This window comes from Aquisphaera insulae (assembly GCF_011064615.1).
Classification (GTDB): domain Bacteria; phylum Planctomycetota; class Planctomycetia; order Isosphaerales; family Isosphaeraceae; genus Aquisphaera; species Aquisphaera insulae.
In genome coordinates, this window is the sequence record NZ_JAALJH010000091.1 from 20923 (window position 1) to 33267 (window position 12345).

7 protein-coding genes are annotated in these 12345 nt (G+C 70.7%); 2 read left to right on the top strand and 5 right to left on the bottom strand.

Annotated features, from left to right (window positions below; genetic code table 11):
- Nucleotides 1–96: 96 nt before the first annotated feature.
- The 3 genes from G6O54_RS30815 to G6O54_RS30825 all read right to left on the bottom strand — a co-directional run bounded on the left by G6O54_RS30815 (nt 97) and on the right by G6O54_RS30825 (nt 6416).
- Entirely contained in the window at nt 97–4128 is a 4032-nt protein-coding gene (locus tag G6O54_RS30815; protein ID WP_165232495.1) for an efflux RND transporter permease subunit, read from the bottom strand.
- Between the two features lie 18 nt (nt 4129–4146).
- Nucleotides 4147–5841, bottom strand: a complete 1695-nt coding sequence (locus G6O54_RS30820; RefSeq protein ID WP_165232498.1) for a heavy metal-binding domain-containing protein — start codon at nt 5839–5841, stop codon at nt 4147–4149.
- Between the two features lie 134 nt (nt 5842–5975).
- Entirely contained in the window at nt 5976–6416 is a 441-nt protein-coding gene (locus tag G6O54_RS30825) for a hypothetical protein (RefSeq protein ID WP_165232502.1), read from the bottom strand.
- 364 nt (nt 6417–6780) lie between these two features.
- On the opposite strand from G6O54_RS30825, the gene G6O54_RS30830 reads away from it, so the two are divergent.
- Together G6O54_RS30830 and G6O54_RS30835 are read left to right on the top strand one after the other, a co-directional pair.
- Complete coding sequence (locus tag G6O54_RS30830; RefSeq protein ID WP_165232504.1) at nt 6781–8142, top strand: TolC family protein; 1362 nt, start codon at nt 6781–6783, stop codon at nt 8140–8142.
- The gene (locus G6O54_RS30835; RefSeq protein ID WP_165232507.1) at nt 8139–8645 is read left to right on the top strand and encodes a hypothetical protein; all 507 of its coding nucleotides are present in this window, start codon (nt 8139–8141) and stop codon (nt 8643–8645) included. Before G6O54_RS30830 ends, G6O54_RS30835 begins: the two co-directional genes overlap by 4 nt.
- Here G6O54_RS30835 and G6O54_RS30840 read toward each other — a convergent pair.
- Both G6O54_RS30840 and G6O54_RS30845 read right to left on the bottom strand, forming a co-directional pair.
- Nucleotides 8579–10585 (bottom strand): mechanosensitive ion channel family protein, encoded by a 2007-nt coding sequence (locus tag G6O54_RS30840; RefSeq protein ID WP_165232510.1) that lies wholly within the window; start codon nt 10583–10585, stop codon nt 8579–8581. The two genes, G6O54_RS30835 and G6O54_RS30840, sit on opposite strands and share 67 nt — an antisense overlap.
- Nucleotides 10582–12345, bottom strand: a 1764-nt coding sequence (locus G6O54_RS30845) for a coiled-coil domain-containing protein (protein ID WP_500809982.1), incomplete at its 5' end; no start/stop codon positions are given. The genes G6O54_RS30845 and G6O54_RS30840, both read right to left, overlap by 4 nt.

The window sequence follows — 12345 nt, forward strand, 5'->3', positions numbered from 1 at the left end:
CGACTTTGAAGGGCCTCGATACGGCTCCAGGCCCCTTTGAAGAGCATTCGCGGGGCGGCTCGCGGAATTCGAAGAATCCGCGAGCTCCGGTCCGGATTAGCCGTGGGTGGATGCCGTGTCGGCGACCTGGCCCGCCGGTTGAATCGAGGAGGGGAAGGGTCCGACGCCGTTGAGACGATTCCAGCGCCGCTTCTGGACGGCGAAGTAGAGGACCGGCAGGAAGACGTCGATGACCTCGTCGGCGATGAGCAGCCCGCCGAGCACCGGCGCGGCCATGGGCCGGATCACCTCCGCGCCGACGCCCGTGGCCCAGAGCATCGGGGCGATGGACACGATCGCCGCGCCCTCGGTTAGGAGCTTGGGCCGCAACCGGTGCACGGCACCCTCCAGGACCGCCCGCTTGAGCTCGGCAAGGGAGCCGATCCGCGACAGACCCCCGCGCTCGTCGATGGCCTCGCGGAGATACACGAGCATCACCACGCCGGTTTCGACGGCCATGCCGAAGCAGGCGATGTATCCCACCCAGACCGCCACGCTGAAGTGGAAGCCGAAGAGCCACTGGAAGATGGCCCCCCCCGCCAGCGCCCCGAGGACGCTCGTCATCATCAGGAGCGTGTCGACGACGCTGCGGTACGTCAGGTAGAGGATCAGGATGATGACGGCGATCACCGCCGGGAAGACCAGGCGGAGGGTCTGCCGGGCGCGGAGCTGGTGCTCGAACTGGCCCGACCATTCCAGGTACATGCCGGCGGGTCGCTTCACCCGCCGCTCGACCGCGCGCCGGGCCTCCTCCACGAACCCGACCTCGTCGCGTCCGCGGACCGCGAGCTGGACGTACGCGCGGAGGCGGCCGTTCTCGCTCTTGATCATCGACGGCCCCTCGACGATCTTGACGTCGGCGACGGCCGCCAGCGGCACCTGCATCGGCACGGCCGGCGCCGCGGCGGTCGACGGAGTGCCCGTGCCCGCCATGCCCATTCCGCCGGAGCCGCCGCCGCCCATGCCGGCACCGCCGCCGCCCATGCCGGGCCCGCCGGAGACGAGGATCCGCTTGAGGGACTCCACATCATCCCGGAAGGCGCGGGCGTAGCGGACGCGGACCGGGAAGCGCTCCCGCTTCTCCACGGTCATCGTCAGCGGCTTGCCCCCCATGGCCACTTCGACCACGTCCTGGATGTCACCGACCGAGATCCCGTACCGCGCGGCCTTCTTGCGGTCGATCTGGATCTCCACGTAGCCCTTGCCCACGATCTGATCCGGGACCACGTTCGCCGCGCCCGGCACGGTGCGGAGGATCCCCGCGACCTCCTGGCTGACGTCCTGGATCGACTTCAGGTCGTCGCCGAAGATCTTGACCGCGATCTGGGAGCGGACCCCCGTGGAGAGCATCTCGATTCGGTTGATGATCGGTTGCGTGAAGATGTTGCCCCAGCCGGGCATCTGGACCACGGAATCCATCTCCGAGACGAGCTCGGCCTTCGTCTTCGGCCAGAGGATCAGGCGATCGGCGAGCGGCTTGCGGAGGGATTCCAGCAGGGCCCGGAGCGGCTCGGCATCCTTCTCCTGGTCCGCAGTCGCCCCCCCTGCCCCTCGCCTCAGCTCCTCGATCGCGGATCGATTGATGAGGTCCACGGACCGGTCGAAGAGCTCCCAGTTCAACCCGCGGGTCCGCACCGCCAGCCGCCGGGAGTGCGTCGCGGAGAGCCTCTCGGTGATCCGGTCGTCCAGGTCCGCGGGCGACTCTCCCAGGAGCCGCCAGGCCAGTTCGCTCGCCCGCTCCATGGGGCGGAGCGGCGGGCTCAGCAGGTCGGGTCGCGATTCGAGGAATCCCCCCTCAACGAGCCGGTCCGCGGCCTTCCGCACCAGCGCGGACACGTCGTCGCGGAGCGGCGCCGTGGCGAGGCGATCGGCGAATGCCGGGGACAGGGCCTCGACGATCGCGAAGCGGTCGGAGGCGTCCGGGGGACGCTTCACGGCCCTCGGATCGACTCGGTCGATCAGCTCGGCGACCGCCTCGGCGACGAGCGAGCGGCCGAGGTCGGGGCGGAACTCCGCGAGCCGGAGCGCGGCGAGCTCGCGGAGCGCGGTGTCGAGCCGGGTGGAGACCGCCATCACGGCCTCGTCGATGAGCCCCTGGCGGCGATCGGCGGCGATGGCGGGGACCAGGCCGCGGGCCTCGAGCGCGGCCAGGACGACCCGCGCCTGGGCGGCCGCATCGTCGAGCCGGAGCATCCGCCTGGGCCAGAGCGCGCGGTCGCGGAGGTTGATGACGGTCTCGATCATGTCCAGGCCGGAGGGATCCGTGGGCGTGTCGGCCCGGCCCGCCTTGCCGACCACCTGCCAGACCTCCGGGAAGCCTCGCAGCATGCCATTGCGGACCCTCAGGTCGTCGGCCGCCTGGGTGAGCGAGACCCTCGGCACGGTCGTCGGCATGTCCAGGATCGAGCCCTCGTCGAGCGCGGGCATGAACTCGTTCCCGAGGTGCGTCGAGGCGACGTAGCCGAGGCCGACGATCACGGCGAACATCCAGCTCACGAGCATCGGCCGGTCCATCAACCACGAGAGCATCGGCTTGAAGATCTCGATCATCGTCCGCACCAGCGGGTTCTCCTCCTCCGACCGGATCCGGCCCCTGAGGAAGATCGGGATGAGCGCGGGGACCAGGGTGATCGAGAGGATCGCCACGCCGATCAGGGCGAACGTCTTGGTGTACGCCAGCGGATGGAAGAGCTTCCCCTCCCGGCCGGTGAGGGCGAAGACCGGCAGGAACGAGAGGATCGTGATCAGCACCGAGAAGAAGATCGGCCGCCCGACCGTGCGGCAGGCGGCGACGACGATCTCGGTGGTGTCGCCCCGGACCTTCTCGCGGCCGAAGTGGCGCGTGAGGTGATGGGCGGCGTTCTCCGCCATGACCACGGCCTGGTCGATGAGGATCCCGACGCTGATGGCAATGCCCGCCAGGCTCATGATGTTCGACGAGATCCCGACCAGCCGCATCAGGAGGAAGCTGACGAGGATCGCCATCGGCAGCGTGAGCGAGACGACGAAGGCGCCGCCGAGGTGCCCCATCACGACCAGGATCGCGACGGCGCAGACGATCAGCTCCTCGCGGACCGTCCCGCTGACGGTCTCGATCGCGCCGTGGATCAGCGGCGTGCGGTCGTAGAAGGGGACGATCCGCACCCCCTCGGGCAGGCCGGCCTGGAGGGCGGAGATCTTCTCCTTGACGCGGCGGGTGACCTCCAGGGGGTTCTCACCGTACCGCATCAGGACGACGCCACCGACGACCTCGCGGCCGTCCTTCTCGAGCGCGTTGCGGCGGAAGGCCGGCCCGACCTGGACGGCTCCGAGCTGGCCGATGGAGATCGGCGTCCCGTTCTCGCGGCGGGCGACGACCGTGTCGCGGATGTCCTCGAGACTCTCGATCCAGCCGACCGAGCGGATCAGGTACTCCGCATTCCCCTGATGGATGACCCGACCGCCCACCGAGGAGTTCGACCGGGCGACCGCGGAGTAGACCTCGCCCAGGCTGATGTCGTAGGCCCGCATCTTGTTCGGGTCCACGTCGATCTGGTACTCCTTCGGCGCGCCGCCCACGCTTGCGACCTCGGCCACGCCCGGGACGCTGCCCAACTGGTAGCGGACGAACCAGTCCTGGATCGACCTCAGCTCCCCCAGGTCACGGCCGTCCCCCTCGACCGTGTACCAGAAGATCTGCCCGACCGCGGTGGCGTCGGGAGCCATGTACGGGATCACGCCCGGCGGCAGGAAGGTGGTGGCGATGGAGAGCTTTTCGAGCACCCGCTGGCGGGCGAAGTAGTAGTCCGTGGCCTCGTCGAAGATGATCGTGATCATCGAGAAGTTGAACTCGCTCGACGACCGGACGACCTTCACCCCCGACAGTCCCTGGAGGTTCACCGAGAGCGGATAGGTGACCTGGTCCTCGATCTCCTGGGGGCTGCGGCCCATCCAGTCGGTGAAGACGATGACCTGGTTCTCCGACAGGTCGGGGATCGCGTCCACCGGCATCGTGACCATCGACCGGGCGCCGACCGCCCCGAGCGCAACGGCCGCCAGGATGACGAGGTAGCGGTTGCGGATCGACCACTCGATGATGCTCTCGATCACGGCCCGGCGGCTCCCGGATCAATGGAAATGCGGCTTCGAGGTCGTCCCGGACGTCGCGGGCGGTGCCGCCTGCGCCGGGCCGGAGCCCTGGTTGAGGCGCGATTCCGCGTCGATCAGGAAGGCCCCCGCGGCGGCGACCCGGTCGCCGGCGGAGATACCCTCCAGGACCGGATAGCGATCGCCGTTGCGAGAGCCCAGGACGACCTGTCGCCCCTCGAAAACGCCGGGCTCGGTCTCGACATAGACGACCTTGCGGTCGCCGGTGTCGATCACGGCCGACTCCGGGATCGAGAGGATCTCGCCGGCCGGCCGGGGCTCGAGCCCGGTCAGGAATCGGTCGGGCTGCGCCTTGAGCTTCCTGGTGCACGAGTCGCAGCAGACCCAGACCTTGCGGGAGGCGACCTGGACCGGGATGGGGGCGCCCATCGAACCGAGCTTCGCCTTCGTGACCGGGCATTTCTCCTGCTGGGCGGCCGTCAGCTCGACGGCGGGCCCGGCCGCGTGGTCGCGATGAACGTCCCGGGACGCCGCGGCCATGCGGGCCCGGAAGGCCGGGGTCTCGCCGATCGGCATCCTCAGGGTCACCGTGGCGAACATCCCCGGCTGGAGCCTCCCGTCCGCGTTCTCGACGTCGTAGCGGACGGCCATGGTCCGCGTGGTCGGATTGAGCGCCGGGTCGCGGAAGGCGACCTGGCCCCGGAAGACCTCTCCGGGATAGGCTTCCACGGCGGCCTCGACCGGCTGGCCGACCTTCACGAGCCCGACCCGGTCCTCGAAGACCTGGGCGAGGATCCAGACGTGCGACAGGTCGGCGATCTCGAAGAGCGGCTCCCCCTCGGCGACATATTGCCCTTCGACCACATTCTTGCGGACCACCACGCCGCTGATCGGGGCGACGATCCGCATCCGCGGGTTGGCCTTCCCCTCGCGGAGGATCTCGTCGATCTGGGCCCTGGTGATCCCCCAGAGCACGAGCTTCTCCTCGGCCAGCCGGTCGAGGTCCTCGCCCCTCCCCAGGGGCGATCGCGGTGCCCCGTCGATCCCGGCAGGGAGCGCCGCGAGCTCGCGGGCCCGATCGCGGGCCAAGAGGAGCTCGCGGATGGTCTGATAGAGCTCCGGGCTGTACACCTCGGCCAGGACGTCGCCGGCCTTCACGGGGACCCCCGTGAAGTTCACGGCCAGCGACTCGACCCGCGACATCCCCTTGAGCCGGGACGAGATCCGGGCCAGCCGGCGCTCGTCGAAGTTCACCGTGCCGACCGTCGTCAGGCTCTCGGAGAAGGGCTCGCTCGCGGGCTCGACCGTGCGGATGCCGGCCTGGACGACGCGGAACGGGGCGAGCTGCACGCGCGACAGCGCACCCTCCGGCAGCGTCGGCGTCTCCCCCTTCTTGCGGCGAGAGAGCGGCATGCCGCAGATCGGGCAATTCCCCGGTTCCGCCTGCACGACGCTCGGATGCATGGGGCAGAAGAACTCATGCTCGGCCGACGCCACCGCGACCTCGCCCGGCGGTCGGGTGTATTTCTCGTAATAACTGCGGAGCGTGTCCCAGTAGGCGAACACCAGCCCCGTCGCGGCCATGAGCGCGACGAACCGGAGCCGCAGCTCGACAACCTTGACGACCAGGCGGAACTTCTGCCACCGCGTCAGCGGCAGGCCTGAATCGTGGCCATTCTCGTCGCCGTCCCGGACGGCGGATCTCTCGGTGTTCATCCCTCTCGCTCCCGCGCCGGCGGTTCACCTGGCCGGCGCCTACAGGGCCATCGCTTCGATTCGATACGAAGGGCACGGGGCCTGCGATCCCGGGACAACCAGCGCGCAGCGCGTGGCTCCGGGGCGGGAGTCGATCAGAAGATGAGGTGCAGGGTGCGCAGGTAGATGGGGATGTCGGGGGGCGATCCGCCGTCATCGTCGGTGTCGATCACCGCCCTCGGCGGACTCGGGACGGCGAGGGGGGGGAGCTGTCCGGAGATGTCGATGGGCGTCCCCTCGAACGACCCCAGGGTCCTTCGGGGGAGATCGCCCGGAGCCGTTGAGTTCCGGCTGCAAGCGAGCGGATTGCACGGTGCGGCATCGAAGGAAGTTCGTTCGATCGACGTCCCGTCTACGGCCCGCCCCGGCTCCGGCCTCGAGCAACATCCGGGGCCCGCCGCCGTCTCCGCGGCACAGCAGCAACCGGCCTCGGTGTCCATGGAACACGCGCCGGCCGTCGTGCCCGCCCATGCCATCGCCGCCATCGCCAGGAGGGCGATCCGGAGACGCGTCGATGAGGGGCGCTGGCGGGGCATGATGGGGCTCGATTGAGATCGAGGGTCCGGGTATGTATCAACTCTCCTATTGTAGAATACGGCATGAGAAAAGCGGGACAATAGGAAATTCGGTCGACCGCCGATAGAAGAACCATTCCTTCTGTTCGGACAGGGCCGCGTCGCGCAAGGATTGCGTGCACCCAGGCCTTGTTACCTGCCCGCGAGGATCGCGCCGTTGAAGGACGTTCGGCGGCTCATGATGGTGGTCGGCTGCCTGGTCCTGGGCGGTCCGCACGGGGGGTGCATCCGCCCGGGCCGCCTCGCGTGGGCACCTGCGCCCGGCCCTGGCAGGCCCTTGACTGTCGCGAGCCTCGATCCGGGTCGAGATCGGGACCCGAAGGTGTTGCGTACCGGGTCGGAGACGCCCGACGACCGGCCGCAGGTTCTGCCTCCCCCCTTGCCGGCGTCCGCGAGCCTGGCCGAAGGCCGTCCCATCGATGCCGCGGGCGCGATCTCGCTCGACGCCTGCCTTCGCGCGGCCTTCGAGGCGAACGCGGCGGTGCGGGCTGCACGATTCAATGTGGAGTCGCTGAGGCAGCGGATCCCGCAGGTGACGGCCCTGGACGACCCGATCCTGTCGAACAGCATCTTCCCGATCCCGTCGGCGGCCCCGCAGTACTCCCTCATGGGCTACATGCCGTACGGGGCGTTGCTGGCCCAGCAATTCCCGTGGTGCGGCACGCTCCGGCTCCGCGGCTTGGCGGCGGAGCAGGACGTCCGGATCGCCCTCTTCGAGCTCGCGGCCACCGAGCTGGACGCGGCGGCGGCCGTCAAGCGCGCCTATTTCGACCTCCACTACGCGGAGCGGGCCGAGGCCCTGCTGATCGAGAATCGCAAGCTCGCCCGCGAGTTCCTCGAGATCGCCCGGGCTCGGTATCCGTCGGCCACGGCCAGCCAGGCCGACGTGCTCCGGTCCGAGGTCGCCGTGACGGACATCGACCGCGAGATCGAGAGCAACCGCGCCGCGGTCGCGGATGCCCGGGCGGAGTTGGCCCGGGTCATGCACTCGGAGCGTGATGACGACCTCCGCACCGAACCGGAGCTGAACCTCTCGGGCATCCCGCAATCGCTCGACCAGCTCTACGAGATCGCCCTCGCCAGCCGGCCCGATCTCCAGGGCCGGCTCGCGGCCATCGCCCGCGACGAGGCGACCGTGGCTTTGGCCCGCAAGCGGTACTATCCGAACCTCACGCTCGGGGTGCTCTACCAGGACATGGAGAAGACCAACGCGATGACGCCGCAGACCGCCGGCGGCATGCCCAACGTCGGCTTCTTCGTCGGCATGAACCTGCCGGTCTACCGCAAGAAGATCGCCGCCGGAGTCTGCGAGGCGCAGGCCCGGGCCGAGGCCGATCGGGCCCTCTACGAGGCCGAGCGGGACCAGTCGCGACGGGACATCAAGGGGCTCCATGCCCTGGCACTCTCCCAGCAGAACGTCCTGGGGATCCTCCGCCGGAGCAACCTCCCCGCCGCCCGCCAGATGCTCCGCCTCACCGCCGGCGAGTACCGCTCGAACGTCCCCGGCGTGGACTTCCTCACGGTCGCGGCCGCCTGGCGCGAGCTGCTCCAGGTCGAGCTTCAGGTCGCGCAGTCGGAGTCAGAGCTCGGCAAGGCACTCGCCTCGCTCGAGCGAGGGGTCGGGGTGCAGCTCAACGCCGGGCCGATCGCGGAGCCGGCCCGGGCCGGGAGCGAGGCTCGACCATGAGTCCCGCCGCCGGTCTGCGATGGCTGGCACTGGCCGCGCTGCTCGCGACGGCTCCGGCCGCGCGGGGCCAGGAGCTCGGCCGCCGCGGCTTTGATTTCTCGGGCTTCGGCGCCTATCTCGGAGGCACGAGCCCCACCTACGTCCCCTTCGGCGGGCTGATGGGGGGATTCGTCCCCTACACGCCCGGCCCCAGCGGCGGCCTGGGCGTGGCCGCACCGATGCGCGAGCCCTCCGCGCGGGTGCCCGGGGCGGGGATGGGGGCCATGGGCTCCAACTCCGGGGCCAGGCTCGGCATGCCCTCCGGCGCGCTGACGCCGCTCGCCCCGATCGGCACGGGTTCCGGGCGAACTGGCGGCATGAGCGGCATGAGCGGGCTTGCACCTCGGGCCGGGACGGCGCGACCCATGGGCGGGATGAACCGGCCGCCCGTCGGCGGCTACCCCTTCCGCCAGCCTCCCAGCCTGCTCGGCCCGTCCTCGTCCGCACCCGCCATGTCGATGTGAGGCATCGCCTGGCGTTCGCCGACGTGGGACGACGGCGGGGCCGAGGAGCCGGCATCCAGGCGGATCGAGGTCGCGTTTCCCTGTGCCCGGTCCGAGGAGAGCTGGCCGCTCAGCATGCGGGTGAGCTCGTCGGGGATCCGAGCCAGGTGAACTTCCTGGATCGGGTACGGGATGCCGATCCCGGCCGCGGCGAACCGGCCGTGGATCTCGGCGCAGAGGCGATGCTTCACGCGGCCGGCGGCGGACGGCTCCGGCACATAGGCGTGCAGCATGAACTTGAGCGCCGAGTCGCCAAGCTCTTCCAGGAGGGCGGAGGGGAGCGGGAACCGGAGCACCTCGGGATCGTCCCGGGCGATGGACAACAGCAGGTCCACCACGGTTTGAGGCGCGGTCCCGTAGGCGACCCCGACCGCGACATTCACCCGGAGGATCTTGTCCTTGTGGGTCCAGTTCACGAGGTTCCCCGTGATGAACTCCCGGTTGGGGACGATCATGCTCTGGTTGTCGCCGTTGATGATCGTCGTGGCCCGGATGTTGATGCGGTCCACCTTGCCGTTGGTCCCCGCCACGGTCACCACGTCGCCGATCCGGATCGGCCGTTCCAGCAGCAGGATGATGCCGCAGACGAAGTTGGACACGATCTCCTGGAGGCCGAATCCGAGCCCGACGCCGAGCGCGGCCAGGACCATGCCGATCTGGGTCGTCCCCACGTGGATCGACCCGAGCGCGGCGATGGTGGCGACGCCGAGCGCGGCGTAGCGGCAGAGGGTGACGATCGCGTAGCGGACCCCCGGATCGTCGGGGATCCTCGGCAACATCGTCAGCGTCAGGAGCGGCCCCATGTACCGCCACGCCAGGCCCCCGAGGAAGAGGACGACGAGCGCCCGCCCGAGGTCGCCGAGGGTCACCGGGACGCTCGCCACGTACCAGAGCGGCTGGCCCGCCAGGAAGCGAATGAAGGCGAGGTCGAGCTCCCAGACCCAGGCGAGCCCGAACGCGAAGACGATCCCGACGACCAGGCGGGTGAGCTGGTGCAGCCGCCGGGCCGCCTCCATCGCGGCCTCCGCGGCCTCGCCGGGACTGGGGTCGATGGCCGTGCCCGAGGCGCGGCCGCGGAGGCTGGCGCGAAAGCTCGCGGCCGCGGTCAGGACGTTCGCCCACGAGAGGCCGGGGCGATGGGCCTGGCGGGCCCGCGCGCGGCGGGCGAGGAGGCGGCTGAGGCCCCGATGGAGCGTCCAGCAGGCGACGAACAGGAGCAGCGACTGGGTCGACCCGGCGGCGAGCCGGCGGGCGGTGAACCGGTAGCCGCGGACGTCCAGCATGACGATCGCGGCGACGACGGCCAGGATCGTCCAGGCGACGAACCGGCGGCGGCGGCTGATCCAGACCACCCAGGAAGCCGGCGACGGCGGGTCGGCCGCGGGCCCATGCTCGGGGGCCCAGTCCGGGACCGATGGCCCGGATTCTCTCGCCTCGCAATCCAGGTCGCACCAGCGCATCAGCGGGGAGCCGCCGCGAAGGAGCGTCACCAGGGTCGTCCAGACGGACAGCTCGAACGCCAGGACGAAGAGGCGGGTGATGGCCGGCGCGGCGACCGGCCGGCCGTCGGGGGCGATCTCCCCGGACGTCAGCAGGTAGGCCGGGATCAGGCAGACCATCGCGGAGGCCGAGAGGAAATTGCCGGCGCGATGGATCTGGCGGCAGACGGCCGGCGGGATCTCCAGGAATCGCTCGGCCCAGCCTTCGCGGTGGGTGATCCAGGCGACCACGGCATGGACGAGCGCCCCCAGCGAGAGCCCGTGGAGCACGGTGGAGCCCAGGATGCCAAGGTTCCGGGGCCAGGGCCCGAGCCGGGCCGCCTGGGCCAGCAGGGCCAGGTAGGCCGGCCAGACCGAGACCCAGGCCAGCCCCAGGACCAGCGAGCGGAGCGCCCTCTTCACGCGTCACCTCCGACTTCATGGGTGGTGACCACATCGGGTCCGGCACCGGGGATTCGCACCGTCTGGACCGCCCGACGCGGGACGGACGCATGCCCGTGGAGGTGGCTGGGCGGCAAGGCGTGGGCCATCCGTCGCCGGAGGAAGCGGCGGAGCCGGAGGAGCCCCAGCGGCAAGACCAGGGACGCGACCGCCGCCGAGAGGAACTCCGTCGAGTAGCTGCCCCAGAGCTTCCGATTGCTCGCCTCGAGGACCAGCGCGAGGACTCCCCTGGCCAGGCGGCGGAGCTCGCGGGCGGCCTGATAGACGACCGGGAGCCCCAGGGAGTCCTGATCGCGGACCCAGAAGATATGGGTGCGGATGAATCCGTACTCGTCTTCCAGCACCCGCCGCCGCCGGAGGACCTGTTCCATGGTCTGGGACGCGCGGGCGACCAATCCGTTGAGGGCCACCCGCTGGCGGAGGAGCAGATCCCGATGCCGGACGTCGAGCGTCGCGAACTCGTCCCGGGCGGGCCCCTGCCGCGCCGCGTCCAGCCGCTCGATCAGGGCGTCCCGCTCCATCTGGTCCGCCTGGGCGTCCTCGATCAGCTCGAGCTCAACGTTCGAGAGCCCGTTCTCGTAGAACTGGAGCTGCGCCTCGATCGAGGCCTGCTCGTTGCGGAGCAGCCGCTCGCGCTCCGGGCCGATCCGGCGGAAGTCGTTGGTGAGCCGGAGGGCATCCAGCCGGCTGACGCTCTGGTCGTCGAGGAGCTGCTTGATCTCGGCGAAGTCGTCGAGGGCCCGGTCGGCCAGGGCTTTCTGCTCCTCGAGGTCGGGCTTGGTGCCGGCGGCAAGGGCCTGCTCGAGCCGGACGATGCGGGCCTCCAGGTCCAGGAGCTCCGCCAGCCTGCCCGCCCGGTAGCGGTCGAGCGGGTCGTCGGATTGCTCGGCCCGCGTCTCCTCGGTCTCCGCGGCGCGTTTCAGGTCCCGCTGGCGGGACTCCGCGAGGGCTCGATACCGCGACTGCAACTGGTCGAGGCTCCGCTGGGCGACCCTGGCCCTGGCCTCGTTGAGGCGGACGTTGAGCTCGCGGACTTCCGCCAGCTTCTGGGCGCGATCGAGCCGGGCCTCGGCCTCCTTGATCCGGAGCGAGACCACGGCGGCCTTCAGCGTCTCATTGGTCAGCCGCTCCTGCTCGAGCCGGCGGGCCGTCGGGCTCGCGGCGGCCGCGAGCACCGACGATCGATCCTGGCCGGCGGCCCGGAGGGTCGCAAGCTGCTGGAAGAGGGAATCGCGCTCCTGCCGCATGGCCTCCTGGGCCGGCCCCGCCTTGGAGATCTCGGCCCGGGACGCTTCGAGTCGGGCCTGCGCCTCCTTCAGCTCCGCCTTGGCGGCCTCGATCGCCTGCTTCGTGTCCCCTCGGTCCGCGTCGGTGGCCCCCTTCGCTGGATCGCGGGACGAGGCCGGCGCGGCGAGCTTCTCCTCGACGCGGCGGAGGTCCGCGCGGGCCACCTCGGCCAGCTTCTCCGGGCTGGTCTCGGGGTGGGTCAGCTCTTTCAGGCGCCTGTCCGCCTTCTCGTACTCATCGAGCTGGGCCTGCCGCTCCTGGAGGACCTCGCGCGGCACGGTCGCGGCGGGCGGATTCGCGGCCTCATCCGTCCCCGGACGCGGGAGATCGGCCGCGCGGAGCTGCTCCCGGGTCTGGGCTCGCAGCGTCGCGATGTCGAGCGGCGGGTCCGCCGAGCCATGGTCGGCCGCGGCCGACGTGGGGACCGACTCGGC